The sequence below is a fragment of the Stappia stellulata genome (assembly GCF_020176715.1).
GTDB lineage: Bacteria > Pseudomonadota > Alphaproteobacteria > Rhizobiales > Stappiaceae > Stappia.
Window position 1 is genome coordinate 37,027 of record NZ_JAIVMF010000004.1, and the last position, 26,577, is coordinate 63,603.

At 63.5% G+C, this 26,577-nt stretch carries 31 protein-coding genes; 17 read left to right on the plus strand and 14 right to left on the minus strand.

Features of this window, described 5'->3' with window-relative positions:
* Positions 1–49: 49 nt before the first annotated feature.
* The 4 genes from LC092_RS06560 to LC092_RS06575 all read right to left on the minus strand — a co-directional run bounded on the left by LC092_RS06560 (position 50) and on the right by LC092_RS06575 (position 4,114).
* Positions 50–1,117, minus strand: a complete 1,068-nt coding sequence (locus LC092_RS06560) for an AbrB family transcriptional regulator (protein WP_224805650.1) — start codon at positions 1,115–1,117, stop codon at positions 50–52.
* Positions 1,114–2,628 (minus strand): tripartite tricarboxylate transporter permease, encoded by a 1,515-nt coding sequence (locus LC092_RS06565; protein WP_224805651.1) that lies wholly within the window; start codon positions 2,626–2,628, stop codon positions 1,114–1,116. Before LC092_RS06565 ends, LC092_RS06560 begins: the two co-directional genes overlap by 4 nt.
* A 1-nt stretch (position 2,629) precedes the next feature.
* Positions 2,630–3,064, minus strand: coding sequence for a hypothetical protein (locus LC092_RS06570; protein WP_224805652.1), 435 nt, complete (start codon positions 3,062–3,064; stop codon positions 2,630–2,632).
* 63 nt (positions 3,065–3,127) lie between these two features.
* Positions 3,128–4,114, minus strand: a complete 987-nt coding sequence (locus LC092_RS06575; protein WP_224805653.1) for a Bug family tripartite tricarboxylate transporter substrate binding protein — start codon at positions 4,112–4,114, stop codon at positions 3,128–3,130.
* Between the two features lie 186 nt (positions 4,115–4,300).
* On the opposite strand from LC092_RS06575, the gene LC092_RS06580 reads away from it, so the two are divergent.
* The 8 genes from LC092_RS06580 to LC092_RS06615 all read left to right on the plus strand — a co-directional run bounded on the left by LC092_RS06580 (position 4,301) and on the right by LC092_RS06615 (position 12,708).
* Positions 4,301–4,987 (plus strand): GntR family transcriptional regulator, encoded by a 687-nt coding sequence (locus LC092_RS06580; RefSeq protein WP_224805654.1) that lies wholly within the window; start codon positions 4,301–4,303, stop codon positions 4,985–4,987.
* Positions 4,984–6,153, plus strand: a complete 1,170-nt coding sequence (locus LC092_RS06585; protein ID WP_224805655.1) for a PrpF domain-containing protein — start codon at positions 4,984–4,986, stop codon at positions 6,151–6,153. Before LC092_RS06580 ends, LC092_RS06585 begins: the two co-directional genes overlap by 4 nt.
* Positions 6,154–6,168: 15 nt before the next feature.
* Entirely contained in the window at positions 6,169–7,041 is an 873-nt protein-coding gene (locus tag LC092_RS06590) for an isocitrate lyase/PEP mutase family protein (RefSeq protein WP_224805656.1), read from the plus strand.
* A 686-nt stretch (positions 7,042–7,727) separates the two neighbouring features.
* A complete protein-coding gene (locus LC092_RS06595) occupies positions 7,728–8,852 on the plus strand; it encodes an extracellular solute-binding protein (RefSeq protein ID WP_224805657.1) in 1,125 nt (374 codons plus the stop codon).
* On the plus strand, positions 8,806–9,987 hold the full coding sequence (locus LC092_RS06600; protein ID WP_318245906.1) for an ABC transporter ATP-binding protein: 1,182 nt from the start codon (positions 8,806–8,808) through the stop codon (positions 9,985–9,987). The genes LC092_RS06595 and LC092_RS06600 overlap by 47 nt, the downstream gene beginning before the upstream one ends.
* The gene (locus LC092_RS06605; protein WP_224805658.1) at positions 9,980–10,861 is read left to right on the plus strand and encodes an ABC transporter permease; all 882 of its coding nucleotides are present in this window, start codon (positions 9,980–9,982) and stop codon (positions 10,859–10,861) included. Before LC092_RS06600 ends, LC092_RS06605 begins: the two co-directional genes overlap by 8 nt.
* Entirely contained in the window at positions 10,858–11,715 is an 858-nt protein-coding gene (locus LC092_RS06610) for an ABC transporter permease (protein ID WP_224805659.1), read from the plus strand. Before LC092_RS06605 ends, LC092_RS06610 begins: the two co-directional genes overlap by 4 nt.
* A 51-nt stretch (positions 11,716–11,766) precedes the next feature.
* Positions 11,767–12,708 (plus strand): sugar phosphate isomerase/epimerase family protein, encoded by a 942-nt coding sequence (locus tag LC092_RS06615; RefSeq protein ID WP_224805660.1) that lies wholly within the window; start codon positions 11,767–11,769, stop codon positions 12,706–12,708.
* A 659-nt stretch (positions 12,709–13,367) separates the two neighbouring features.
* On the opposite strand, the gene LC092_RS06620 is transcribed toward LC092_RS06615, so the two are convergent.
* Together LC092_RS06620 and LC092_RS06625 are read right to left on the minus strand one after the other, a co-directional pair.
* Positions 13,368–14,027: a gamma-glutamyl-gamma-aminobutyrate hydrolase family protein gene (locus LC092_RS06620; RefSeq protein WP_224805661.1), complete on the minus strand. Its 660-nt coding sequence runs from the start codon at positions 14,025–14,027 to the stop codon at positions 13,368–13,370.
* A complete protein-coding gene (locus LC092_RS06625) occupies positions 14,024–15,001 on the minus strand; it encodes an amidoligase family protein (protein WP_224805662.1) in 978 nt (325 codons plus the stop codon). Before LC092_RS06625 ends, LC092_RS06620 begins: the two co-directional genes overlap by 4 nt.
* Before the next feature lie 209 nt (positions 15,002–15,210).
* Between LC092_RS06625 and LC092_RS06630 the strand changes: the two genes are divergently transcribed.
* Entirely contained in the window at positions 15,211–15,411 is a 201-nt protein-coding gene (locus LC092_RS06630; protein ID WP_224805663.1) for a hypothetical protein, read from the plus strand.
* Positions 15,412–15,555: 144 nt separating this feature from the next.
* Positions 15,556–16,257, plus strand: a complete 702-nt coding sequence (locus LC092_RS06635; protein ID WP_318245907.1) for a Crp/Fnr family transcriptional regulator — start codon at positions 15,556–15,558, stop codon at positions 16,255–16,257.
* Here LC092_RS06635 and LC092_RS06640 read toward each other — a convergent pair.
* Positions 16,239–16,673 carry a response regulator gene (locus LC092_RS06640; RefSeq protein WP_224805665.1) on the minus strand — a complete coding sequence of 145 codons (435 nt, stop codon included), beginning with the start codon at positions 16,671–16,673 and terminating at the stop codon, positions 16,239–16,241. The two genes, LC092_RS06635 and LC092_RS06640, sit on opposite strands and share 19 nt — an antisense overlap.
* Positions 16,674–16,825: 152 nt before the next feature.
* Here LC092_RS06640 and LC092_RS06645 point away from each other — a divergent pair, with 152 nt between their 5' ends.
* Positions 16,826–17,152 (plus strand): hypothetical protein, encoded by a 327-nt coding sequence (locus LC092_RS06645; RefSeq protein WP_224805666.1) that lies wholly within the window; start codon positions 16,826–16,828, stop codon positions 17,150–17,152.
* Between the two features lie 109 nt (positions 17,153–17,261).
* Here LC092_RS06645 and LC092_RS06650 read toward each other — a convergent pair whose 3' ends face one another.
* The 4 genes from LC092_RS06650 to LC092_RS06665 form a co-directional block, all read right to left on the minus strand.
* A complete protein-coding gene (locus LC092_RS06650) occupies positions 17,262–18,275 on the minus strand; it encodes an AI-2E family transporter (protein ID WP_224805667.1) in 1,014 nt (337 codons plus the stop codon).
* A 105-nt stretch (positions 18,276–18,380) separates the two neighbouring features.
* The gene (locus tag LC092_RS06655) at positions 18,381–18,809 is read right to left on the minus strand and encodes a hypothetical protein (protein ID WP_224805668.1); all 429 of its coding nucleotides are present in this window, start codon (positions 18,807–18,809) and stop codon (positions 18,381–18,383) included.
* Positions 18,809–19,153 carry a DUF883 family protein gene (locus LC092_RS06660; RefSeq protein WP_224805669.1) on the minus strand — a complete coding sequence of 115 codons (345 nt, stop codon included), beginning with the start codon at positions 19,151–19,153 and terminating at the stop codon, positions 18,809–18,811. The genes LC092_RS06655 and LC092_RS06660 overlap by 1 nt, the downstream gene beginning before the upstream one ends.
* A 180-nt stretch (positions 19,154–19,333) precedes the next feature.
* Entirely contained in the window at positions 19,334–19,597 is a 264-nt protein-coding gene (locus LC092_RS06665; protein WP_224805670.1) for a Rho termination factor, read from the minus strand.
* A gap of 647 nt (positions 19,598–20,244) precedes the next feature.
* Between LC092_RS06665 and LC092_RS06670 the strand changes: the two genes are divergently transcribed.
* Both LC092_RS06670 and LC092_RS06675 read left to right on the plus strand, forming a co-directional pair.
* Complete coding sequence (locus tag LC092_RS06670; RefSeq protein WP_224805671.1) at positions 20,245–20,700, plus strand: Dps family protein; 456 nt, start codon at positions 20,245–20,247, stop codon at positions 20,698–20,700.
* Positions 20,701–20,854: 154 nt separating this feature from the next.
* Positions 20,855–21,070: a hypothetical protein gene (locus tag LC092_RS06675; protein ID WP_224805672.1), complete on the plus strand. Its 216-nt coding sequence runs from the start codon at positions 20,855–20,857 to the stop codon at positions 21,068–21,070.
* A gap of 83 nt (positions 21,071–21,153) precedes the next feature.
* Here LC092_RS06675 and LC092_RS06680 read toward each other — a convergent pair whose 3' ends face one another.
* A complete protein-coding gene (locus tag LC092_RS06680; protein WP_224805673.1) occupies positions 21,154–22,956 on the minus strand; it encodes a sensor histidine kinase in 1,803 nt (600 codons plus the stop codon).
* A gap of 181 nt (positions 22,957–23,137) precedes the next feature.
* On the opposite strand from LC092_RS06680, the gene LC092_RS06685 reads away from it, so the two are divergent.
* The gene (locus LC092_RS06685; protein ID WP_224805674.1) at positions 23,138–23,335 is read left to right on the plus strand and encodes a CsbD family protein; all 198 of its coding nucleotides are present in this window, start codon (positions 23,138–23,140) and stop codon (positions 23,333–23,335) included.
* Between the two features lie 95 nt (positions 23,336–23,430).
* Here LC092_RS06685 and LC092_RS06690 read toward each other — a convergent pair whose 3' ends face one another.
* Positions 23,431–24,234: a response regulator gene (locus tag LC092_RS06690; RefSeq protein ID WP_224805928.1), complete on the minus strand. Its 804-nt coding sequence runs from the start codon at positions 24,232–24,234 to the stop codon at positions 23,431–23,433.
* Positions 24,235–24,411: 177 nt separating this feature from the next.
* Between LC092_RS06690 and LC092_RS06695 the strand changes: the two genes are divergently transcribed.
* The 3 genes from LC092_RS06695 to LC092_RS06705 are packed head-to-tail and all read left to right on the plus strand — an operon-like array spanning position 24,412 to position 26,124.
* The gene (locus LC092_RS06695; protein WP_224805675.1) at positions 24,412–24,633 is read left to right on the plus strand and encodes a NepR family anti-sigma factor; all 222 of its coding nucleotides are present in this window, start codon (positions 24,412–24,414) and stop codon (positions 24,631–24,633) included.
* Entirely contained in the window at positions 24,630–25,184 is a 555-nt protein-coding gene (locus LC092_RS06700; RefSeq protein ID WP_224805676.1) for a sigma-70 family RNA polymerase sigma factor, read from the plus strand. The genes LC092_RS06695 and LC092_RS06700 overlap by 4 nt, the downstream gene beginning before the upstream one ends.
* A gap of 55 nt (positions 25,185–25,239) precedes the next feature.
* On the plus strand, positions 25,240–26,124 hold the full coding sequence (locus tag LC092_RS06705) for a formate/nitrite transporter family protein (RefSeq protein WP_224805677.1): 885 nt from the start codon (positions 25,240–25,242) through the stop codon (positions 26,122–26,124).
* 122 nt (positions 26,125–26,246) lie between these two features.
* On the opposite strand, the gene LC092_RS06710 is transcribed toward LC092_RS06705, so the two are convergent.
* Positions 26,247–26,417: a DUF1328 domain-containing protein gene (locus tag LC092_RS06710; RefSeq protein ID WP_224805678.1), complete on the minus strand. Its 171-nt coding sequence runs from the start codon at positions 26,415–26,417 to the stop codon at positions 26,247–26,249.
* Positions 26,418–26,577 lie beyond the last annotated feature (160 nt).

The following is a 26,577-nucleotide window of genomic DNA, read 5'->3' on the forward strand; positions in this document are numbered from 1 at the left end:
CCGCTCGCGGCGAGGCGCTTGTTTCTCTGTCGAATCCGAAACAGCTCCATCAGGGGGCGCCGTTTTTCTTTCCGGCGACGCGGTGTGCGGCCCAGGGCAGCAGCGCCACGATCAGGAAGACGCGGGCCACATGGTGGGCGGCCACCATCGCGGGATCGATCATCAGCGCCAGCGCGACGACGCCCAGTTCCGGCGCGCCGCCGGGAAGATAGGCGAGAAACAGCGGCGCGACATCCGCCCCGGCAAACGGCGCCACGACGAGGGCCGCGGCCAGCGAGCCGGCGGCGAACACTAGCCCGACAACGGCCGCAAGCCATCCGTCCCTTGCAATCTGTCTCAAGGTGTAGTCGGCAAACCGCGCGCCGACGCCGGATCCGATGACGATCTGCGCCAGGGCGGACAGGACCGGGGGAACATGCACCGTCACGAGGTCCGTGGCGTGGATCGCGGCGGATGCGAACAACGGCAGGAGCAGCATCACGGAGGGAAAGCGCACGCGGGTCGCGATGAACCAGCTTGCCACGGCGACCAGGGCGAGCGTGCCGTGCTCGACCAGGTCGAGGGCTTCCGAGCCGGAAAAGGCCGTCCGGTTGGCCTCCGCCAGGTCGATGCCGGAGATCCACTGGATCAGCAGCGGTGCACTGACCAGCAACACGACCAGACGCGCCGTATGGCACAGCACAACGCGGTTGGCCTCGGTCTTGTAGTGTTCCGCGAGCATCGTCACCACGGACAAGCCGCCGGGCATCGCGGCGAACAGTGCGGTCTCGCGGTTCATGTCGCCCCATCGGCGAAAGACCGCGTAGGCGAGACCGCAGAAGGCGAAGGACAGAAGCGTCATGACGGCAAGGCTGACGACCCAGCTTCCGGCCCGTGCAATCACATCGGGGGTGAAGCCGGTCCCGAGCATCGTGCCGATCGCGACCATGGCCCAGTTCCGCCATGCCGGGGGCAGGCCGGGGCGGAAGCCGGAAAGCTGACTGACGAGCGCCGAGGCAAACAGGCTCCCCAGGACCCAGGGGAGCGGAAGGTTCAGCAGATAGAATGCGCCGCCGCCGGCGCAGCCGATGCCGACCGTTGCCGCGCCGCGCGCGACGGCGGACCGCACCACCGTCACTGCCCGGCGCGCCGCGCCTTGCGGGCGCGCAAGGCCTTGAGTGACGGTGCGCCGACAAGAACCGCGAGCATCGCAATGGCGAGGACGAGTGCAATCGGCCGTTCCAGAAGATAGGTCATCGGCTGGTTGTTCGAGATCTGCAGCGTGCGCACAAGTTCGCCCTCCATCATCCGGCCGAGCAGCAGGCCGATCACGGTCGCGGCAACCGGGTAGGCGTTGCGGCGCATCAGCCATCCAAGCAGTGCGAAGGCGGCGACGGTCAGCGGTCCGGCGATCGTTCCGGTGATCCCGTAGCCGCCCCAGGCGCACATCGCAAGCACGCTCGGCACCAGATAGGCGAGGGGAACGCGAACCACCATTCCCAGCACCCGCAGCATCAACAGCCCGACCACCGCAAGCAGCAGCACCTGGCCGAGGTTGCCGAGAATGATCGAATAGACCACGTCGGTCTGGTTGCGGATGAAGGACGGGCCGCCGATGATGTTGTGGAACGAGAAGGCGGCAAGCAGCACGGCGGTCGCCGCGCCGCCGGGAATGCCGAGGGCGAGAAGCGCGGTCATCGAGCCACCCTCGGAGCTGCTGTTTGCGGATTCGGCCGCGATCACGCCCTCGGGCGCTCCCTTGCCGAAGGCTTCGGGTGTGCGCGAGGTACGGCGGGCCTCGCCGTAGGAAACAAGGTTCGCGACCGAGGAGCCGACGCCGGGGATCGCGCCGATGCCGGCGCCGATCAGGCTGCCGCGCAGAAGCACGGCGGGATAGCGGAAGGTCTCCGCCACGCCGGCCAGGATCTTCCTGAGCGAAATGTCGCGCTGGGCCTCGTCGGTCACCAGATAGCTGCTGCCCCTGAGCCGCAGCAGTTCGGAGGCGGCAAAAATCCCGATCATCGCCGGGACGGCCGGGATGCCGTCCAGCAGATGCGGGTTGCCGACGGTGGTGCGCATGATCCCGGTGGTCGACATGCCGATCTGGCTGAGAAGGAGCCCGAGAAAGCCGGCGAACAGGCCCTTGGCCACATTGCCGTCGTTGAGGGTCGCGATCAGGGTCAGGCCCCACAGCACGACCACCACCATTTCCATCGGCCCGATTTTCAGCACCAGGGCGGCCATCGGCCCGATCAGCAGGAGCAGCAGGATATAGCCGATGAAGGACCCGACGACGGATGCGGCAAGTCCGAGGCCGAGCGCCTCGTTGTGCTTGCCCTGCCGTGCCATGGGGTAGCCGTCGAAGGCGGTCGCGATGGAGGAGGAGGAGCCGGGGATGTTCATCAGGATGGCGGTGACGCCACCGCCATAGGCGCCGCCCGTGAAGATCGCGGTCAGGAAGAGCATCGCCTGCAGGAAGTCCATGCCGAAGGTGACGGGCAGGAACACCGCCATCGCCATGGAGATCTGAAGGCCGGGGATCGAGCCGAAAACCAGGCCGATCAGCAGCCCCGGTATCACCCAGATCCAGGGATCGAAGCTGGAAAACAGCAGGCCGAAGGCCTGCGACAAGGCGAATTGATCGAGCATGTCAAAGCACCAGCGTCAGCATGGGATAGGGAAAGAGCGACCCGAACCCCTTGACCAGGGCGAGGCTGAATATCGCGGCATAAAGGGGAGGGACCCAGAGGCTGCGCCCGCCGCTCATCACGATGCCGGCCCAGACGAAGACGAAGGTCGCCACGTCGAAGCCGACATGGGTGAGCGCGTAGCAGAAGATGCCGAAACCGGCGAGCAGGAGGAGATCGCCGAGCGCGCCGGCCGGTGCCGGGTCCGCGTCCGGACTGCGCAGGACTGTGACGACGATGCACAGCGCCAGAACGCCGAGCAGCAGCGCTGCGGGCGCCACCACGATGAGGTTGTTCAGACTGGTCGAGGCGGACAGCGCGCTCCAGAGAATGAAGCCCGTGATGGCAAGCACGATGCCGAGAAAGGCTGCATGGCTCGCGGAAAGTCTTGCACTCATGGTTGTCCCCTGTGTGCCCACGCCCTGAGGGAAGCGGGGGCATGGCCCCCGCAATCTGTCGCGTTACTCGGCGCTGAAGCGCTTCAGAACCTCGAAGTTCGACTTGATGATCTCGGTCGTGCGGTCCGGACCGAGCCACTCGGTACCGATCTTCTGGCCCTTGAGCTTTGCGACGAACTCCTTGTCCTCGAGCACGGCCTTGTAGGCGTCGACCATCTTCTGGAACGCTTCGGGATTGTTCTTCTTGAACTCCGCGTGGGCCGCAAGGCCGCGCATCGAGCCGGCCAGCACCGGAACCGTTTCCAGGCCGTTGTCGGCAAGCGCCGCGTTCAGGGTCGGGGCATCCCAGTCCGCGCTCGGCTCATCCGCAGCCAGTGCCAGCGGGCGAACGTATTCGGCGATGGACAAGGTGCCGTCTGCGGCGAGAACCGTCATGTCGACCTGGCCGCCGGCGACGGCGGTGCGGGCCGCGCCGCCCGACTGGTAGGTGACGATGCTGACCGCGCTCTTGTCGAGACCGAAGGCTTCCAGCGCAAGCTCGAGGTTGATCGCGCCGGTCGAGCCGGGCACGACGGAGACCTTCAGCTTGCCGGGCTCGGCCTTGGCCGCTTCCATGAACTCGCTCAAGGTCTTGAACGGAGTCTCGGCGTTGACCGCGAAGAGGTCGTAGTCGTTCCACTGCCCGTTGATGAAGGCGAAGTCGTCGAGCGTGTAGTCCGCCTCGAAGCGCAGCATCGCGTTGGAGATATAGGGATGGATCGACGTTGCCAGGAAATAGCTGCCGTCGGCCGGCATCTGGGAGAAGTAGGTGTGGCCGACATGGCCGCCGCCGCCTTCCTGATTGACCACCGAGATCGGGGTGCCGAGCTCGTCCTGCAGACGCTGGGCAAGGGCGCGCGCCGTGCGGTCCGCGGAGCCTCCGGGCCCGAGGGCGACGACGAAGGTGATCTTGCGCGGCGGCCAGGCGTCCTCCGCGCTTGCGGTTGCGGGCGTAAATGCTGCCGCCAGCGACAGGCCGAGCGCGACTGCGGCGATTGCGATTTTCTTCATGGTTGGGACGTCCTCCCAGACGTTTCTGATGTTGGATTGTAGTGCAATATTGCAGATTGAATTGGTAGCGCTCCGATCGCTGCCGTGTCAAGCGAGTCATTCTTGTTGACATATTATTGAAATTAAACAATTTTATCGCTCAAAGAAGATTTGACCTTCCGAGAATTCGATTCGTGGAGGATGAAATTGTCAACAATTAGCGAGACATCCCGGGGTCTTGTCGCGGAGCGACTCGCAGAGGATCTGCGCGACGACATTCTGTCCGGGCGGCTTCAGCCGGGCGCGCGTCTTGGAGAGGTGGCCCTGGCGGAGCGGTTCTCCGTCAGCAGGGGGCCCGTGCGCGCGGCGCTCAACCTGCTCAGCGAGGCGGGCATCGTGACGATCGTGCCGAACAGCGGTGCGCGCGTGCGTGAGTTGAGCCGTGCGGATGCGCGGGCGCTCTACGAGGTTCGCGCCGCGCTTGAGGGCGAGGCGGCCATGCTCGCGGCCTCCAGGGCAAATGGCGAAACGGCGGCGCGGTTCGCTGCGCTGCTCGATCAGCATGCCTCGGAAGTCGCCGCCCATCCTGAGGGCGCCTATCTTCAAGGCGCCGGCGACCGCGATTTTCATCTGGTCATCGCCAGGATGGCGGAAAACCCCCTGTTGCTGCGCTATCTCGCCGGGGAGCTCTATCCGCAGCTCTCGCTTCTGCGCGTCAAGCATCGCAACGTGACCGGCCGCGGCGCCAAGGCGCTTCACGAACACAAGCGCATCGCCGAGGCGATCGCCGACGGCGACGCCGAGGTGGCGGGGCTCCTGATGCGCCGCCACATCCGCAACAGCTGGACCGCGCTCGAGGCCCAGCTTTCCGAACATGTGGGAGAGGGCGAATGAGCCAGGACCGTATTCCCGCCGCCTTCATTCGCGGCGGGACGTCGAAGGCCGTTGTGCTGAAGCGCGCGGATCTGCCGGAAGACGAGGCGGCATGGGCGTCGCTGTTCGCAGCCCTCATGGGAAGCCCCGATCCCTACAAGCGCCAGCTGGACGGAATGGGCGGAGGCCTGTCCTCGCTCAGCAAGGTCTGCATTGTCGGTCCCCCCACCCGCTCCGACGCGGATGTCGACTATACGTTTGCCCAGGTCGGCGTCACCACGGACCAGGTCGACTTCACCGGAAACTGCGGCAACATGAGCTCCGCGATCGGCCCCTTCGCCTATGACGAGGGGCTGGTTGCCGGTCCGCGCGAGGGCATGGCCGAGGTTCGCATCAACAACACCAACTCCGGCAAGATCATCCTTGCGCGCTTTCCGGTCCGCGACGGACGTGCCGTTGTCGGCGGCACCTTGGCCATTCCCGGTGTGCCCGGGACCGGGGCGTCCGTTTCGCTCGATTTCCTCGACCCCGCCGATACCTTCGGCAAGGGCGTGCTGCCGGAAGGTCGATCACTGCACCGGCTGACGCTTGCCGACGGGCGCAGGGTGCGCGCAACGATGATCGACGCGGCGGTTCCCTCCGTTTTCGTCGACGCCGGCGATGTCGGTGGCGATGCGGGTGCTGACCCCGCCGATATCGATGCGGATGTGGCGTTGATGGCCGGTCTGGAGGAAATCCGCTGCGCGGCGTCGGTGCGCATGGGGCTGACCGGGGATCTCGATGCGGCCGCCAGGCGCATGGCGACGCCGAAGGTCGCCATGGTCGGGAAGGCCGGCCCCTATCGCGACCTTTCCGGAATGTTGCATCCGGCCGAGGGCCACGATCTCCAGATCCGGATGATCTCGGCCGGCCAGGCGCATCGCGCGGTTCCCGTTACCGGGGCGCTGGCGCTTGCCTGCGCTGCTGCCGTCGACGGGTCCGTGGTGGCGGCCTGCCTGCCCGAAGGGGCCGACGTCTTGAACCTGCGTATCGCCACGCCGAGCGGCATTCTCTCGGTCGGGGCGATGCGCGATCCCGACGGGACCGGCATTCGCAGTGCCCGCATCCTGCGCACCCAGCGGCGCCTGATGGACGGCTACGTCTACCTCCGCGCGCCCATGCCCGATTTTTCCGCCGATCAGAACTGAAGAAGAGACACATTCATGCTCAATCACGAAATCAACCGCGCCTTCAAGCAACGGATCCTCGGCGGCGGACCCGTGCTCATGCCCGGTGCCGCGAACGCGCTCGCGGCCCGCATCATCGAGGAACAGGGTTTTGAGGCGATCTATCTGTCCGGCGCGGGGCTGACCAACACCTATCTCGGAATGCCGGACATGGGCTTCATCGGCCTGAGCGAGATCGCGCAGCATACCTCGACGATCCGCGATGCCACCGAGCTTCCCATCGTTGTCGATGCCGACAACGGGTTCGGCAATGCCCTCAACGTCCGCCACGCCATCCGCACCCTGGAACGCGCCGGCGCCAGCGCCGTGCAGCTTGAGGACCAGAAGATCCCGAAGCGGTGCGGTCATTTCTCGGGCAAGGAGGTGGTGCCGCTTGCCGAGGCCCGCTCGCGGATCCGCGCCGCCGTCGACGCCCGCCAGGACGCAAACACCATGATCGTGGCGCGCACCGACGCGCGCGCGACCGACGGGTTTACCGAGGCGCTCGACCGGGCCGCCGCCTTCATCGAGGACGGGGCGGACATCACCTTCGTCGAGGCGCCGCAGTCCATCGAGGAGATGCGCGGCATCCCGGCGGCGCTCAAGGGAACCCCGCAGCTCGTCAATCTGGTGGTTGGCGGCAAGACGCCGATCCTCGACCTTGAGGAGCTGGGCGGGATGGGCTTTTCGCTGGTGCTCTATGCCAATGTCGCGCTGCAGTCGGCGATCCATGGCATGACCGTGGCGCTGTCCCAGCTGAAGGACACCGGCAAAATGGATGAATCCGGTCCGGTCGCCAGTTTCCTCGAGCGACAGCGCATGGTGCGCAAGGATCTCTTCGACGAGCTGGAAACCCGCTACGCGATCTAGGGTGCGAGGCATGCGGGTCGTTGGGGCGGCGGACGGTATGCGGCCCGGTCCCCCGCCGCCCGACTTCCCCCCCTGCGCAGTGATTTCGTCCCTGTCATCTTGGATGTCGACGTCGAGACGGTCATCGGCGGGATCGGCGCTCGGCTGGGAATGCCGGGTCTCGATCCGTGCCACAGCGTGCACTCTCGGGCTGCCGGGGTCGGGTCGGGGCAGCTGATTTCCATCGGCCTCGTCGTTCTTCGACGTCTCGCCGTTTCCCGCCTCTGCCGGCCACCGATACCCAATGCGCGTTCCGTCGCGGCCCGGGCCTTTGGCATTGTAACCGCATTCCGGATGTTTCAACGATATTGACGACCTGGCCGCCGCCGTTTGAATGGCGCATGCGGCAATTGACGCTTCGGGACTGCCGTCTGAGCGGACGCCTCGGCGGTCGTTCTCGCTGCCGGCTGCATCTGGCGGGATTTCTATCGTTTGCTCTCTTGAAAATCCGGATTGTCGCCCGCGCGCTTTCACGGTTTGTCCCCGATGCTCTGGAAAACAAAGGCGGTCCCCGGCCCTGGTCGGGCACCGTCAACCGGGATTTCATCGAAGCGTCATCAAAGGATCACGCAACCGTCGCCGAAATCGGAGAAGGGGAGGCCGGCAAGCAGTCCCGCTGCCACTTGGACAACAACGGAAATCACCAAATGCTGTCTCGCCCCCTCAACCGCAGAGCGGTCCTGCGCGCCGCCTCTTCGGCCGCGCTCGCCGCGCCCTTCATTGCCCGTGGCTCCTGGGCGCGCGCAAGCTCCGGAGAGCTGCGTCTCGCTGCCTGGGCCGGCTATATTTCGCCGGAAATGCTGGAGGCCTTCGAAAAGGCGACCGGTATCAAAACGACCTACACGCCCTATGGCACCAACGAAGAAATCCTCAGCATGATGCGCGTCAATCAGGGCGCGGGCTTCGACGCGATCTGGCCCGCCCTGGACCGCGTGCCCAACTACGTGGAGGACGGGCTGATCCAGCCCATCGACGAAGCCCGCGTGGAATGGGATCGCTGCATCGACAGCGCCATCAAGAGCTCGGAAACCCTGGGTGCGGTCGTCAACGGCAAGCGCTACCAGGTGCCGACGGACTGGGGCACCGAAGCCCTCGCTTTCAACACCGACAAGCTGTCTCTGGACTATGGCACCGCTTCCTATGCCGATCTGTGGCAGCCGGAAATGGCCGGCAAGGTCACCGTGCGCGGGCACTCCGCCCTTGTCGGCCTGGCGCTGTGGCTGGAGCGGGAAGGCAAGCTGCCGCGGCCCTTCCTCGACAGCTTCAAGGATGTTGAGGCAATGCGCGCCAACTACGATGTGGTTCTCGCGGAAGCCATCGCGCGCAAGGCCACCATCGCGCAATTCTGGAGCAACCAGAACGAGGCCCAGGGCGCGTTCCGCACCAATGGCTGCATTCTGGGGCAGACGTGGGATTCCACCGCCGCCGGCCTGAAGGACGAGGGACAGCCGATCTCCTACCTCGCGCCGCGCGAAGGCGCTCTGTCCTGGATGGAGGGCATCTCGCTTCCGCTGGGATCGGAGAACATCGAGCAGGCCTATGCCTTCATCAACTGGATGCTGACCCCGGAAGCCGGGGCGATGTATGCCACCCATGCCCGCGTCAACACCACGGCCAAGGGCGCCGATGCCTTGCTGCCGCAGGAAATGAAGACCTTTTTCCAGACCGCCTACCCGGGAGATGCCATCGACAATTTGTGGTGGTGGCCGGTTCAGGAAAACTGGTTTGTCGAGATTCGTGGCGAGTATCAGGACAGGTTCCTCAGTGCTTGATATGCCTCGCGTCGCGAAGATGGACACTCCAGGCGTCCTGCCTGGAGTGTCCAGCCCATTGCCAAGCGCCGTTAGCCTGAACAACGTCGAGATGCGGTTCGGCCCCACGCGTGCCGTCAAGCCGCTGTCACTGGATGTGCAGCAGGGCGAGTTCTTCTCGATCCTCGGGCCGTCAGGCTGCGGCAAGACCACGTTGCTGCGTCTGATTGCCGGCATTCTCAAGCCGACGGCCGGCCAGGTGTTTATCAACGGCGAGGACATGGCCGGCGTGCCGCAGAACATGCGGGCAACGGCGATGATCTTCCAGTCGCTGGCGCTGTTCCCGTTCATGACGGTCTGGGAGAACATTGCCTTCGGCCTGGAAGCGCGCGGGATGGCCAAGAAGGAACGCCGCCGGCGGGCCCAGGAGTTGCTCGAGCTCATCGCTCTGCCCGACCATGGCGGACGTCTGCCGGGCGAATTGTCCGGCGGGCAGCGGCAGCGGGTGGCCATCGCCCGGGCCCTGGCGATTCAGCCCAAGGTGCTGCTGCTCGACGAACCGCTGTCGGCGCTCGACCTCAAGCTGCGCCAGCACATGCGGGCCGAGTTGCGGTCCTTGCAAAAGAGCACGGGCGTCACCTTTTTCTACATCACCCATGACCAGTCCGAGGCGCTGGCCATGTCGGACCGCGTCGCCGTGATGAACGCGGGGACACTGCAGCAGGTCGGCACGCCGCATGAACTCTACAGCCGGCCGGGAACCCGGTTCGTCGCGGAATTCGTCGGCGAAACCAACGTGCTCTCGGGCAGCGTCTCGCGCATCGAAAACGGAACCGCAGTTCTGGACTGTCCGGAAGGCCGGTTCGCGGGACGCAGCACGCCGGGGCTGCGCGAGGGGGCGAAGGCCCGCCTCTACGTGCGTCCGGAGGCCATGCGCATCGGCGATGGCAACCACAACGATCTGGCGCTGACCATCGAACGCTATGACTTCGAAGGTGCTTTCGCCACCGCCCATGCCGTGCTGGAGGGCAGCTATCCTCGCCGTGACGTCTCCGTCACGATTTCCCAGCAAAGCCTCTCGAGCGCGCCGGCGATCGGCGCCCCGTTCCGCGCCGGTTTTTGCGCGCGAGATGCGATTGTCCTGCCCGATGAGTGAGATCTTCCAGCGCTTTGGCAAAACACTCGGCGGCATCTTTGTCGCTCTGGTCCTGCTCTGGCTGGCGGGGCTGGTGCTTGTTCCGGGGATCTATATGGTCAATGCGGCGCTGACCCCACGCCTGCCACTGGCTTTGCGGGGCGGTCCGGACGACGTCTATGTGCTGGAAAACTTCGCGTATCTCCTCAACCACCCGAACCACGGCTGGATTTTCGTCAAGACGATCTGGTCTAGTGCGCTGGTGACCTTCGTCACGTTGCTGCTGTGCTATCCCGTCGCCTACTGGCTCGCACAGGTCGCCCGGAAATGGCAGATGCGGCTGATGCTGGTGCTGATGCTCGTCCCCTACTTGATGAACGAGGTGCTGCGCGGCCTCGCCTGGTACATCATCCTTGCCTTCTCCGGACCGTTGAACGCCATGCTGATGGGACTGGGACTGCTCGACGAACCGCATCGCTGGTACGGCGACGGCGGCGTCTTGGCCGGAATGGCCTATGCCTACATCCTGTTCATGCTGTTTCCGATCTACAATGCCATCTGCACGCTGGACCGGGACCAGATCAACGCCGCGCGCAACCTGGGTTCGGCCACCTGGCGCATCCACCGCCGGATCGTCCTGCCTCACGCCAAGGTCGGCATCGCGACCGGCTGTGTTTTCGTCTTCATGATGGCCGCCGGCAGCTATGTGGCGCCGGCGCTGCTGGGCGCGCCGGGCAGCCGCTGGTTCACTCAGCTTGTCTACGAATGGTTCTTCGAGATCGGCAACTGGAACCGTGGGGCGGCCTATGGTGTGGCGCTGATGGCGATGTGCCTGACGGTCGTTCTCGGCCTTCTGGCGCTGTTCCGCGTGAACCTCACGAGCGCAATCAAATGACGAACGACATCAACGTCTCTCCGATGCACACACAGTCGGGTGCCTCGCAGCGCCTGTGGTCCTGGTTGGGTCGGGCCGGGTCGCGGCTCTACCTCTTTGCCTTTGTCGGGTTTCTGCTTGGCCCGCTCGCGATCCTCGGCGGTGCTGCCTTCAACGACAGCAGCTTTCCGACGGTCAGTCCCTGGCAGGGAGGAACCCTGAAGTGGCTTCAGGCGCTGTTTCATGACGGGGAAATCGGCGACGCGCTGGTCAGCTCCGGCATCGTCGCTGGCGGTGTCATCCTCGTTTCCCTTCCTGTCGGTCTCGCTTCGGCGCTGGTTCTCAACAGTCTGAACGGACGCGCGCGCGGCTTCGTCTATGGCTTGATGGTATCCCCCATGCTCATTCCGGGCATTGTCATCGGGATCTCCACATTGTTGTTCTGGCGCCAGGTCGGCGTGAACGGAGGGTATTTCCTCACCATCCTTGCCCAAGCCAGTTTCATCACGTCCTTTGTCATGCTGATGATCGCGGCCCAGCTGCAGCGGTTCGACCGGACCATGGAAGACGCCGCCCTCGGGCTGGGGGCCTCCCGGCTGATGGTGTTGCGCCGTATTCTTCTGCCCTATCTGCGCCCCGCCGTGCTTGCGGCCTGCTGCCTTGCCTTCCTGCAATCCTTCGAGAACTACAACACCACCCTGTTCGTCCGGGGAACGGAAACGCCGTTGACCGTCTTCATCGCGACCAAGGTTCGCACCGGACTGACGCCGGTGATCAACGCTCTCGGCCTGGTCATGATGCTGGCAGCCCTGATCGGTGCGCTTCTGTGGGAACTCAAGCGCATGAAGGGCTTCGCCCGGGCCGACCGGTCCTAGGACGCGGCGCTTGCGCGTGGTCCCATATCCCCTGAAAACAAAGGCTCAATCTTGGAACACGATCTTTTCAAAGTCGGCATGTCGAGCCGGACCCGTGACGGCGACCTGTCGGATCTGGGCAAGGAACTGGATCAATTGCAGGCGCTGGGCGTGGATTTCGTCGAACTGTCGGCCTTCGACTTCGACCTCATCGCCGGCGGCCGGATCCGGACGTCGCAGATGGCGACGCTGCTCGACACTTGCCGCGGACGTGACCTGTCGTACTCCGTGCATGGTCCGCTCGCCCTGAACTTCATGGACACTCCCGAGCGACTGCCCCTGCATTTCAACCTGCTGGAAGCCTCGCTCGACATTGCCGCAGAGCTGGGAGCAAAACACTATGTTCTCCATGCCGGCATGACCATGGAGACCGATCCCGCGCTCCGCCGCGATGCCTACCACCGGCAGAGGGAGTGGTTGACCCGTGCCGGCAATCTGGCGCAGGCGCGCGACCTGCATGTTTGTGTCGAGACACTGTTTGAACACGACGACTGGAAGCATACGCCGTGCCCCGGCCGGCTTGCCGCCGAGCTTGAGGCAATCGCGCATCCCAACATTGGCGCCACGCTCGATTTCGGGCACAGCTATCTCAAGATGGATGCTGAGGGGCGCCGGTCCGACCTCGTCAGCGAATGCGCGGCGCTTGCGCCCCATGCCCGACATCTGCATCTGCACGACTGCTTCGGGCGTCAGGAGGGGATGTGGACCTATACCTTCAGCGAACAGCTCGCACTCGGGTTGGGCGATCTGCATCTGCCCATCGGCTGGGGAGACATTCCCTGGCAGGAGCTGATGTCGCAATGTGTCTTACCGAAAGACACGCTGTTCGTCATCGAACTCAACCCGCGCTTCCTCCATGCGGCCGGGGACTGCCTGGCGCAGACCCGTGCCCTGGCGGCTCTTGCCCGCTCAGGAACGCAAACGCCAGCCGAAATCCGCATGCCTGTCACCTGACCCGGCACGCATGACCGCCGGTTCGCTGGAGCCGGAGTTCGAGCCGTGTTCCACGGCGCTGTGTCCAACGCCTCGCTGATAGGGCAGGCCGATTTTTGCACGGTCGCTGAAGGTGAAGCAAAGGCCGGCGTGCAGGCGCGGCTGTTGCGGTCCGTCGTCGGCGGTGACGGTCTCTTAGTGCCGCCGACAGCCACGTGTCGGCGGGTCGATACGATACCAGATGCCAGTTGTGGGAGGCACCGGCCTTGAGGCGGGACACGCAGGAGCGACCCACGCCTGAGGTGTCGAGCGCGACGCTCTCGGCCGTTGCGCTCGACCCGGGATTGTCGCCGCTTGCCGCCGACCGTCCGAAGCCGGCCAGATGACCGAGCGCGACAACCTGGGTCGGGCTGTTTCCGGACCGACGCGTTCGCGGCCTGTACCATTTGAAAGCCGGACGGCATTTCCATCGTCGTTGACCATCGCGTGGGTGCCCTGGTCTTGGCCCCAGACCGGCGGGTTCGTGAGCGATTGTTACTCGGTCGACGGACCCGCGCCGAGGGCGAGCCCGGCGTAGCAGTTTGCGACGGGCTTGGTACCCGCTTCACGCAGTCGGGCGCTTTCGCCCACGAATGTCGCCATGCCCGCCGCTAAGGGACTTCGCCTCGGGCCATGCGGCGTCAGGCGGCCTGCTCGACGAACCAGGCGAACAGCTGCTTCTGTCTTGCGGAAAACGGCATCAGCTCCGGGTGCCACTGAACCCCGAGCAGCGGGGAGCCGGAATCGGACTCGATTGCCTGCACGATGCCGAACTCGTCCCGCGCCGAGATCCGAAGTCCGGGGGCAAGGTCCTTTACCGACTGGTGGTGGAGCGCGTTGACCTTGGCTGCTTCGCGCCGGAAGATCGTTGCCAGCAGGGAGCCGGGAGCCACCGTGATCGTCTTGCGCGGCAACACGGTGCGCATGCGCGGCGCATCCTTGAAGACGTCCTGGATGTCGGCATGCAGCGTTCCGCCGAAGGTGACATTGATCATCTGGGAGCCGCGACAGATTCCAAGCACGGGCAATCCCGCGGCGGCGGCGGAGCGGATCAGCTCCATTTCAAGCGCGTCGCGTTTCGGATCGATGCGCACATCCGGCATCAGCTCGCCGCCGTAAAGCGTCGCGCTGATGTCGTCGCCGCCGCCGGCGACAAGCCCGTCGAGACGACCGAGGTCGCAGGGCGTGTCGGCTGTTATACGAACCGCTTTCGCGCCCACGCGCCAGAGCGCGAAGCGGATCGCAAGGAACGATCGCCACCCGCCGCGCACCGATGTCGAAACGCCGATCCGTGGTGTCACTTGCCGACCACTTCCGCAAACATGCGCTTCAGTGTTCCCAAAGCGTCGCTGGTTTCGCGATTGTCGCGGAATTCCCGCAAGCCCTCCTGCAGACGCTCGTCCTTGGCGGCAAGCATCTCCACGCAGCGCCAGCGGTCCCATTCCCGGGAGATCGACCATCCCTCGGCCCCGATCAGGGAGTTGGGCAGGCGATAGTGAAAGGTCGGGCGGACCGCCGAGGGCTTTTCGCCAAGTGCTGTCTCGACCGCCTCGTGGTCGATCGAGGCGAGCAGCGGCAGAAGGTCCAGCTCACGGTTCTTCGTCGGGTTTGCCTGGCAGTAGTCCGCGACGAACTGGGTGAAATCCGGATGATAGTCCGGGTCCAGGACCTTCATCTGGTAGGCCTTGGGAAAGCGGCCGATGAAGGGAAGCAGCGTGCGGGTCCTGTCCGGCTCGATATCGTCGCGCAGCGCCGGCGCCATCAGGAGATAGGCCTGTAGGATCCGCAGGATCGACCGCACGTCGGTGTCGGTCCACTCGATGTTCAAATGCACGCCGCAGGCAAGATGCGGCTGCTCCGTGCCGACGGCGCCGGCTTTCGCGAGACTGTCGAGAAGACGGTCGATCTTCGGGAGGTCTTCAACCGGCAGGGGGTCTGTGATCAGTTCCGTTGGAATGATCGGCCCGGAGACATCGCCGGCAACCCGGCGCACGGTCTTTTCAAACGCGGAAGCGTCTGCGTCGCTGTGAACATATTTGCTGTCAAGCTCGATGCGGATATCGCCGAGAGAGGTTCCCGCCAGCTCGAAGCGATGGGCATCTGCCTTGGCAATCTCACCGCCCAACAGACCCTGAACGACATCGGCCGCGTCGCGCGCGCTCAGACCACCGAACTCGACCTCGACCCCGATGCGCCGTTGCGCGTCGCCGCGCGCGTCGTCCGGTTCCGTGCGTGCCGGAACCCTGTCCGGATCCGAAGCTTGTTGATGCGTCATGGTGGCTCCCGCTTTGGTGCCCTTCATTAACGCGACATTCGTCAAAAGGTTCCCGCCCGAGCCTCAAAAAAGAAACGATCGCTTTCGCGCCGTTTCGACGAGGCCTGCCGGATCTCTTCACTTCGCGCGGGCATTTCTGGGAATGTGTCGCCGGTCCGGGGAACTGTTTCGAGAGGTCCGCGTTTTCCGTCTTTGGAAAGGAGGTTGTCATGTCAAATACCCCGAAGGGCGAACGCCAGGCGAAACTGGATGAACCATTGACGCTTGCCGAGACCATTCGCAGCGACGGCGGCCGGGCCGGCGGCGACCTGCAGAAGGAGGTTGCGACCCGCGACCACAAGAAGCGCGCGTTCGAACGGCCGGCCGGAGCGACGCGTGTCGAGGGGCGCCATGAGCGCAAAAACGGCTAGCCTTGCGTCCAGGGTCCGGCAATGATGCAACCGGCTGCGGCGGGGCTCGCCGCGGCCGGTTTTTTCGTGCCTTGCCGACACGCCTGAGATCGGACCGACATGTCAGACAGTCTGAACGCCCGGACGAATTGTCAAAAATGCCCCTTGCGCAAAAAGGACATCTTCCGCCCGCTCGACGACCGGGAACTGAAGTTCGTCGAAGGGTTCAAGACCGGTGAACTGACCGTCGACGCCGGTTCGACGATCCTGCTGGAAGAAAACAAGACGCCGCATCTCTATACCATTCTCGACGGTTGGGTCTTCCGGCACAAATCGCTGATGGACGGGCGCCGGCAGATTCTCAACTTCGCCTTTCCAGGCGACCTGCTGGGGTTGCAACTGGCCATCCTGAGCGAGATGCAGCACACGGTCACCGCCCTCACCAGGACGACGCTTTGCGTTTTTCCGAGAGACAAGGTGTGGGGTGTGTTCAAGGACTATCCGGAACTGGCCTATTCGATGACCTGGATGGCCGCTCGCGAGGAGCAGATGGTGGACGGTCACCTGCTGAGCATCGGCCGGCGCAATGCCTTCGAGAAACTGGCGTATCTCATTCTCCACCTGCACGATCGGGCGCGGGCCGCCGGCTATGGCGGCGATCAGGCTTTCGACGCCCCCTTCACGCAGGAGCATCTGTCCGATGCCCTGGGGATAACGCCGGTGCACACCAGTCGAACGCTGAAGAAGATGCAGGCGAGAGATCTGATCGCCTGGAAGCGGGACCGCATTCGAATCCTCGACCGGCGCGGACTGGAAGACGTTGCGGCCTATGAACCCGGCTGCACCACTCAGCGTCCGCTGATCTGATCGCGCGGTCCGGGCAGGGCGGTTCCCGCGGGCGCGCCGGGGCAGCGCAGCAGAACCGCCTCAAGCTGGGCCTTCGTGTAGGGCTTTCCGATAATGACATGATTGCGAAACGGCGGGGGCAGGGTCTCGGCGTCGCTGTATCCGCTGGCAAAGACAATCTGTGATCCGCGCTCCGCGAGATTTTCCGCGAACCGGATGCTGTCTTCATCGCCGATCCGGACATCGAGGATAGCAAAGCTGAAGATGTGATTGGCAAGCGTCTGCAACCCTTCTGACAGGCTTGCGAGGACCTCGACGGGCGAGAAGCCAATATCTTCAAGGATCGTTTGAGTATCTATCGCAATAATTGGATTGTCTTCAACGACAAGAGCCGCCCCAAGCAATTTCAGCGTGGGCGGGTTATGTTCGAAAGTCATGAAATATCTCTCTGAAGTCTTGACGCTGACCGTCATTTATACACGATCAGTCGCCTCCGCATTAACATAGGTTACGTTCCAGGCGATATTTTCTTCAAGATCTTAACCAGATAACCCGGGTCGGGCGATCGGCTGCAACCATTCGTTAACTCGTGCGTTTACTCGGCGGAGGTGATGATATGATCAGGATTCGCAAACGCACACCCGCAATGGGCTTCCCCGCAATTGTCGCCGGCGTCTTCCTGGCGGCCGCCCTTGGCGCCTCGGAAATGCTTTCGGCACAACCGACCTCGGCGGAAAACGCTCCGGCGAGCGCGCAAACGACGAACCGTGACGCGACATCCGTCAAAAAAGGCGACCTCGCCATCGATCTTGGCGATGTGCGCGAGCGGCACATGCGTTGCGTAAGCAGGCTTCGGGAAACAACCTGCACGGGATGGCCTGTCACACCGGGATCGCTCGCCTACAACGGCGAGTGATTTCGCCGGCACTGGTTGGAAGAGAACAGCAAGCCGCCCCGCGTGGGCGGTTTTTGCGTTTTGCAGGGTTGGGCCGCAGGCGCGGCGTGAAACGTGGCCGCGCGTGCTCTCAGGCCTTTTCCCGCATGATTTCGATGATTGTCGCCGCGACCAGCAGCACAGGAACCGCGATGAAGCCGCCGACCGGTCCCCAGAGCCAGATCCAGAAGGCGATGGAGAGGAACACGACGAAGGGGTTGAGCGTCATCGTGCGGCCGAGAACGGTCGGCGTGATGAACTGTGCCTCGATCAGATTAAGCGCCAGATAGACAAGCGGCGGCGTCGCGATCGCAAGCGGGGTATTGCCGATTGCAAGACCGACGCAGGACAGGACGACCACCATCACCGCCGGGCCGACGTAGATGACATAGTTCAGCAGCCCGGCGAGGAGACCCCAGAGCGGCGGAGAGGGGACGCCGAGTGCCCACATTGCAAGTGTGACGGCCGCGCCCAGGCCGATATTGATCAGCGTGATCGAGAAGAGGTAGGTCGAAAGGCGGGCACCGACCGTCTTGAACACATTTGCGATGGAATCGCGATGCGTCTTGTCGGACGTCAATTCGAGGGCGGACCGGCGCAGGTTTGGCAGCGTCAAAATAAAGAAATACAGGCTCGCGAGGAACAGGATGACCTGTGCGACGAAGCTGGGCGCGAAGTAGAAGACGCTTTCGACGGCCGATGTGTCCTCGACGCTGACCTTTACCTCGCCGGACCGGCCCATGGCGTTGCGCAACTCCTCCTGCAGGCTGCCGATCGAGGAAAACACGCCTTGCCAGCTGATCAATTGCGCCTGCAGTCGCGACCAGATGAACGGCAGTCTGTCGAGCCAGTCGGACAGGGGCACCATCAGCGCCGCGCCCACGGTCAGGATGAACATGATGAAGAGGATCACCATCGAGGCGGCGGACACCCAAGGGGGAACCCCAATTCTGCACAGACGATCGGCGGCCGGCCCGAAGATCGCCCCGACCACGATCGACAGGCAGACCGGCGCCAGAATCACCTGACCCACATCGAGGGCCGCCACTGAGGCAATCACGCAAAGGATCAGCACGGCCGTGCGGAGGACGGGGTCCCCCGTCATTGGCCATGCGGGTCGGTGCCGCGGCAGGTCACGGGATGCGTCAGGATGCGATGTCATTCGAAGCTCCAGGTCGCAATCCGCGACCGTTGCGCGGGCGATGCGCGGTCACGCATCGTCGGACCCGTCGCCGCTCTTGCTGAGCAAGAAGGCGAGACCGCCGGCGGCGGCAAGGAGAAGCAGACCTTTGGATTTCGACACCTGCGGCAGAAGGGAAAGCGCTGCCGCCAGTGTCAGCCGTTGCGCCGCTTGCCGGCGCGCCTGACGCCGTCGTTCCCGACGCCTCAGGATCGCCAGGACCAGCAGGATCGACGCGCCAATCGCGGTCATGGCGGCCGCGATCAGAAGCGCGGACAGGCCCGGGCCGTATATCGGGACCAGATAGGCCCCGATGGCGACCAGGCCAGCAAGATAGGCCGTGGCAAAGCAGACAAGCGCCAGCGCGGTCCAAGCCGCATTGCGCCGGGTCCGCCGGTACATGCCGCGGATGTCGCGCGAGGCTGCCGAGATCGCCATCGGAAGGACCCGGGTGACCATTATCGGCGCACCAGAGCCGCGATCAGGAAGCCGATACCGGCGGCAATGCCAAGCGACTGCAGCGGACGGCGGCGCACCTCCTCGGTGAGAGCCTTCTCATAGCCTTGCAGCTCCGCGGTGAGATCGTTGAGCGCGTCCTGCGACTTGCGGCTCAGGTCCTCGGTCGCCGCCGACGCGCGCGAGCGATATTCGCTGGACTTGCCGGCGCCATAGCTCTTCAGGGCGCCCGCAAGCTCGGCAATGTCGCCGCGGATCCGCGCGATGCTCTCTTCGATATCCTGGGCACTGACCGCCTCTTCGGCGTTTTTTGCGGATGATGCGGACGCAGTCTTTGCAGTCGCCATATCGATCTCCACTCCTTGTTTGATCTGCCGGCGCAGCTTCAAGCTGCGCGGCTGAAATCGGGTGTTCCGGCGGGCCTGTCCGGCCTGCCAAGGCCGCACGGGAGGCGCGGCTCTTGAAGGAAACCCCTCAGAAGCGGTTTGGTTTCACCGGTTGGCGAAAATATCGCAGCGAACGCGAATTTAACCGCGCAGGGCCGCGATCAGTTGTGCCTTGTCCATGCCGGACCGGCCGTCGATTTCGAGCTCTTGCGCCCGCTCGTAGAGTTCCTCCTTCGTCCATTCCTCGTAAGGCGATGCCCGACCGCCCTTTCTGGACGGCGCCTGATCCTCATTTGCCTGGGCATTGGCAATGCGGGCCGCCTTTTCCTTGCTGTTGCCCTTCTCGCGCAGGGCCTCGTAGACGTCCTCGTCCTTGATGCTCGGCCGGCTCGTGTCGCGCGCCATGGTATCCTCCTGTCAGCGGTCGGCGATCCGGCGGGGGTCGGCTGAAGGCTGCCCAACCGGTGCCGACAGATGGTCAGCCCCACGTCCGGAACATGCCGCTTCGCAGCGGACGGGCTCCGGACTGTCGTTTTGCAGGAAACGCCCGACTGGAGGCAGGGTTCCCGATGCCTCTTCACAAATGGAGAAGACCTTCCGGCGGGTCGCTATGCGCAGAATTGAGGGAAATGAATTTTATGCTTTTCGTATTGAAAGATGCATATTATTTTATCTGAGATATTGCATTTGTGAATGACGCGCAAAAACCTATTGAATTTATAAATCCTAAATCTTTTCCTGAAGGAAAATCCTCTTTTCGACGACATGAAAAAATATTTTATTTGTTTGGAACAAATCCGAAGCGCGCGACTTTGCCTAGTGTCGTCTTGCAAAGGATTTTCGTCGCTTTCGGCGGATGCGACCGGGCAGCGATAGCCGCGGATGTCCGGCCTGTGCTGGACACCCCGCTCGTCCGACCGGCCCGGTCCCGTCGCGCGATGCGAGACGTGATCCGGCAGGACGTTTCATTTTCAACGGATTTGCGATAGGGAGACACGATGTCTGGCGTTTTGAATATCGAACCCCCGAAGGCGGAACGGATCAGCACGGGCATGGCGAACGACGTCCGCGAACAGCTCGCGAAGCATTTGTCCGTCTTTCTGGCGGACACCTACCGGCTGACGGTCAAGTCCCATCTTTATCACTGGAATGTGGTCGGGCCGCTGTTCAAGTCGATCCACGATCTGACGGAACGGCATTACGAAAACCTGTTCGCCGCGACGGACGACCTTGCGGAGCGCATTCGCGCCCTCGGGCACCTGGCGCCGGTCAATCTTCACGACGGAAAGCTCGACCTCACGGTGGAGTTGCCCGGCGACGGGGTGCCCGATGCGCATGCGATGATCGCGGACCTGGTGACGCAGCACGAGGCGATGTCGGCGAGGATGCGCGACATGGCGACATACGCCGGCGACAATGGCGATGTCGTCACCGAGGATCTGTTGACGGAGCGGATCACTTTCCACGAAAAGGCCGCCTGGATGCTTCGCGCACTCATCACGGAGTGAGTGAGCAGGATCCGGGACACGGGATGCCTGCTGCATCCCGTGTCTTCGCCACCGAGCGCAAACCGGCTGCCTCTCGCCGTCAGCGATCTGCAGCCCGTTTGCACTCTTGTATCAACCCCGAGCTAGTCCTTCTCACACCAACCGAAGTGACGAGATGACCAATGTGCCACGGAAATATGCGGGATTCAGATCTGCCTTCAGCGTTTTGGAAGATCAATCCCTGACGGAGGCCCAAAAGCGCACCGCCTTGCTGTCCTGGCGGTCGGCAATGGAGCGGGCGATCGTGTCCTCGGCCGATGGCCGCAAGCGGCGCGACACTGTGCTGCAAGATATTGACGCCGCGCTGGCGATCCTGGACGGCGAGACCTGAGCCGTCGTCCGCACGGGCGGCGGCAAGCGGACCGTCAACGGTGCTGAGGGCGACTGTCGGCGGGCTCCGGGCCGATCCGACCGTCAACCCAGAAGATGCCGCGTCGGGAACTCGATCACGCAGCGAACGCCTGTGCTGGCGAATTCAATCTCCACGTGGCCGTCGAGCGCCGGCCCGACCAGACGTTCCAGCAAGATGCGACCGAAGCCGTCTCGCTTGGGCGCAACCACCGTCGGGCCTCCGGTTTCCGTCCATGTCAGGCGCACCTGCGAGCCCTCGATTTTCCAGGCGACGGTCAGTTTGCCATCCAGAACCGACAAGGCGCCGTATTTGGCCGCATTCGTCGTCAGTTCATGCAAGGCGAGACCGAGGTTCTGCGCCGCATCGGCGGAGATCGAGCGGGTCGGCCCGGTGACCTCGATCTGTGGGCTGCTCGGATCGATCGACTGGCCAAGATGCGCAATCACCAGGGCGTGCAGGTCGGCGCCATACCAGGACTGGGACACCAGCAGGTCGTGGCTCGCGGCCATGGCCTGGAGCCGTGCGGAAAAACTCTCGACGAAATCTTCCGTGGTGTCCGAGCGGGCCGCCGTCTGGCGCGCCATGGCCTGAATGACGGCCAGCAGGTTTTTCGACCGGTGCGTGAGTTCGCGCATCACCAGATGCATCTGCCGCTCGTTCTCGCGCTTGTGGGTCAGGTCGACGGCGGTCCCGATCACTCCGGTGATCGTGCCGTCGCGATGGCGCGCGGGATCGAGGGAAATGTTGTAGCTTTTCTGTCCGCCCTCCCAGTCCAGATCGACTTCCAGAACCGTGCTCTCGCCGGTCTCGATGACCCGTCGCTTTGCCGGGATGAGTTTCAGCCGGTCCTCCTCGGAAAACAGCGCGTCATCGTCTTTTCCAAGGAAAAAGTCTGCGGTTTTGCCGGCGGGCGGGTTGACGACATGGATGTAGGTCAGATTGCGGTCTTGTTCGAAGACGGTGATCAGCGAGCCGTCGAGCGCCTTCTCGAACCGCTCGTTGGCCTCGGCCAGCTTGCCGGCGAGCGAGGTCAGCCGGATTTCGTAGAGGTTCTTTTCCGTGGTGTCGATCGCGGTGCACAGCACGCCGTCGATCTCTCCGTCTGCATTGCGCGTCGGGTGGACCACGAGATCGAAATAGACTGTTCCGGCGTCCTCGCTTTCGAAGGCGATATCGGTCGATGCGGCCTCGCCGCTCTCGATCACCTGCTTTTTCAGGGGGATCAAATCATCCGCCACCTCGGGCGAGAAGGCATCCCGGTCCGTCTTGCCGATCAGGCGCGCGGGCTCGAGCCCGAAGCGCGGATTGTGGATCCACGTGTAGCGAAGATCCGTGTCCTGGGTGAAGACGGAGATGTTGGAACCGGTCAACGCCATCTCGAAGCGATCGTTGATCCGCTTGAGTTTCCTGCGGCTCTTGCCGACCTGGGTGTTCAGTTGCTGGTTTTCTTCCTGAAGGTGTTCGTTGGCGCGCTCCAGGGCCTGCAGCGGCGGAAGCGCCAGCAATTTCGGAAGCACCATCCATGTGGTCAGGGCCGCGATGATCGAGATCCCCGCCGTGCCGGCCTTGATCAGCCCCTGAGCCCCATAGGCGGGCCACCACAGGGTTGCGAGCGCGGCGAGATGTGTGAGGGCACAGGCCAGGATGAAGGTCACGAAGAGGTAGCCGATCCGGCGGGTGTTTCCCTGGATGTCCGGCCGCTTCCTCATAAAGACCAGCATGGCGATGGGGATCGTCACATAGGCGAGCGCGATCGCGGCATCGGAGATGGCGTGAAGCGCGACGAGATCCGGGCGCCACAGGAGACAGTAGCCATGCGGCATGAAGGACGCCGCGCCAAAGAGATACTGAAGAATGTCCGCCATCGGCGTCGGCTCCGTTTTCATCGCGAGGCAAGCATCCGCCGCACCCGCGATCTATTGCGTCGTTCAGAACATGCGGGCGCGGCCGCCAGGGGACATCGCATCGCCTCCCGGGCGGTTTTGCAGGAACCTTCCCCCGTCCCGAACGTTTGCCTCGTGACGACACCACAAGGAGGTATGTTCGATGAACTGGGACCAGATCGAAGGCAACTGGAAAGAATTCAAGGGCAAGGCGCAGGCCCAGTGGGGCAAGCTCACCGACGACGAGCTTGACCGGGTCGACGGACGGCGAACCGAACTCGTCGGGCTTCTGCAACAGAAATACGGGCAGACGCGCGAAGAGGTGGAACGCGACATCGACGCCTGGCTTTCCCGCAACTGAGACCCGGTTGTCACTCGTGACGAACGACCGACAAAGGCGGGGTTTTCCCGCCTTTGTCCGTTTCGGGGCAGGGCGCGGGGAAGCCCGGCCAAGGCTTACGCCGCCACGGCGTTCGATCCCTTGAAGAAGAGAGCCTGGCTGATACCTGCCTTTACCGTGTTGGGATTGAACGGCTTGGTGATCAGGAACGTGGGCTCCGGGCGTTCCCCGGTCAAAAGGCGTTCCGGGAAAGAGGTGATGAAAATCACCGGAACCGACATGTTGGCGAGGATGTCCTTCACCGCGTCGATCCCGGAGGATCCGTCGGCAAGTTGAATGTCCGCCAGCACCAGTCCGGGCGTATGCGACTTGGCCGCCGCAATGGCTTCGCTCGCGGTGCGCGCAACCTGCGTGACCGAATGGCCGAGGGATTCCACGATCTGCGTCAGATCCATCGAAATCAGCGGCTCGTCCTCGATGATAAGCACGTCGGTCTTGGTCTGCCGGTCGATCTCCTCGATCGCCTGCTTGATCAGCTTGCTGACCTCATCGGGGCTTTTGTCGATGATCCGGGCGGTTTCGGCAATGGAGAACCCCTCGAGCGTCGACAACAGCAGCGTCTGGCGGCTTTCCGGCGCCATCGTGGACAGCCGTTCCTGCGCGGTCTGCTCGAAAATCGACGCGGATCCGTCCGCATCGGCGGGCGGAATGACCGTGGCGTTCCAAAGCACGTGAAACAGGCGGTAAAGGCCGATTTTGACGCCACCGTCCCTGTCGATGATGGTGTGATCGCCTACCAGGGCCTGAAGACAGGCGCGCACATAAGCATCGCCACTTTTCTGGCTCCCAGCCAAGGCCCTCGCATACCTGCGCAGATACGGCAGAAGAGGAGCGATATCTTGGGAAAGGCTAGTCGACATGTAACGTATCCTCAGTGTGGCATCGGATGAGGCGGCGTTGACAACGCATCGCGATCCCGCCCCTTGAGTTGAAAATGTCGTGATCGAAAAAAAGTTCCACGCGCCCGGAACTTTTTTTCGCTCGCCGCGTTTGCGCCATAGATCGACCACAAAGCAACAAGAGTTCAGGAATTGGCAATGGCAGGAAAAACCCGCCCTGATCGGCTGGATCCCGACTTCGGCATCATCAAACCGGCGGCCGGGGCCCGACGGAAAGAAGACTGGATCGGCAACCAGCTCCGGAAGGTGTACGATGAAGCCCTGTCTGAAGAGATCCCCGCGGACATGATGGAACTGCTCGCCGCGCTCGATGACAGTGACGCGGAAAAGCCGGCCGCCGACGAGGAGGCCGCGGAATGAGTGCCGCGCAGTTCAAGAAGGACATCGTGGAGGCCATTCCGCGATTGCGTGCCTTTGCAAGGTCCATTAGCGGCGACCGGGATCGCGCCGACGATCTCGTTCAGGAAACGCTGTCGAAAGCGATCGCGAACCGGGACAAGTTCACCGAGGGCACCAATCTGACGGCCTGGCTGATCACCATCCTGCGCAACCATTTCTACTCCGTCGGCCGGAAGATGCAGCGCGAGGTCTCCGATTCCGACGGCGAGCATGCGGCGACGCTGGAATCGAAACCCCAGCAGACAGGTCATCTGGAACTCAAGGATTTCCTGAGCGCCTTGCAGGTTTTGCCGGATGACCAGCGTGAAGCGCTGATCCTGATCGGCGCCAGCGGGTTCTCCTATGAGGAGGCGGCCGAGATTCTCGGTGTGAAGGTGGGAACCGTGAAGAGCCGGGTCTCGCGCGCACGCCTGCGGCTGGAAGACCTGATGAACGGCAGGGAGGGGTTCGAGCGCTCCGAGGTCGCCGTGGCACAATCCTCCGCGATGCTCCAGGACGCCCTGTCCGTTTGAACTGCGTCGGAAACCGGACACCGCGTCGTGCGCGGTCTCCTGACAGGAGGGCAGCTTGCGCGAGACCCCGAACAAGCCCTCCGGCGCCAGGCCGGAAAACGAAAGCCATATCACCGAAGAGCGGCTCGAGCGCGAAGGCACGCGGCTCAGCGCCGATGACCTGTCGGAGGTCGGCGACAAGTTGCGGCTGCGTGCCGCGGTCGTTTACGAGATCATCCGTCAGGAAGGCGAGGAGGAACTGGCGCGTGCGCCGCGGAACCTGTGGTGGTCGGGCATCGCGGCCGGTCTGTCGATCGGGTTTTCCGTGCTGGGAGAGGCGGTGTTGCGCGCCTATCTTCCCGATCTCGGTTGGCGCCATCTGGTCGAAAACCTTGGCTACGGCCTGGGATTTGTCATCGTCATTCTCGCCCGGCAGCAGCTTTTTACCGAAAACACGCTGACCGCGGTCCTGCCGGCGATCAGCGCCGGCAAACGGCGGACCTATTGGCGGGTGCTGCGGTTGTGGGGGATCGTGCTGCTTGCGAATGTCGTCGGAACGGTCCTGTTCGGCAGTGCCCTTGCATCGGGACTGTTCCTCACGGACCCGGTGTTCGGCGCCGTGGAAGCGCTGTCGGCGCATCTGATGGAGATCGCGCCGCTTCAGATGTTTCTTCGCGGGATTGTCGCCGGCTGGATCGTCGCGACGCTGGTCTGGCTGCTGCCGAGCGCCGAGCAGTCGAAACTGGCGATCATCGTGCTCATGGCCTGGCTGATCGCGGTCCTCGACCTGACGCATGTCGTTGCCGGATCGGTCGAGGCGGTGTTTGCCTTCTGGACCGGCCATGCCGGCCTTGCCGATGTGGTCGGCGGCTTCTTCCTGCCGACGCTTGCGGGCAACATCATTGGCGGATCGGCACTGTTTGCATTGATCGCCTATGCGCAGGTAAGCGAGGAAATCTGAGCGACGGCCGGCTGCGGCCAGTGCCGGGCAAGCGATGCAGGCACTTATTCGCCAAATGCTGCAGATACAAAAAAGGGCGCTCCCGGCGCCCTTTTTCTGATTGTTCCGGTCCCGCTCGCGGCTCAGACGCCGCGTCCGCGGATAGCCTGTGCGACGGCGGAAATCAGGAACAGCGCGATCGCGACAAAGAAAACGATCTTGGCGAGTGACACGGCCGTTCCGGCAATTCCGCCGAACCCCAGAACCGCCGCGATCAGTGCGACGACCAGGAAGAAAATTGCCCAAGAAAACATGACGTCCTCCGATGTAATGAACACCTTTGATCAACATCCGAAACGCAAACTGGTTCCAGCTTCCCGAAAATAAAAATCCGAGAGACCAGAAAATAAGTTTTTGAGCGGTCGCGGCTTTTGGAACTTTTTGCTGCTTGATGCGTTTTCTTCATATCTGCCA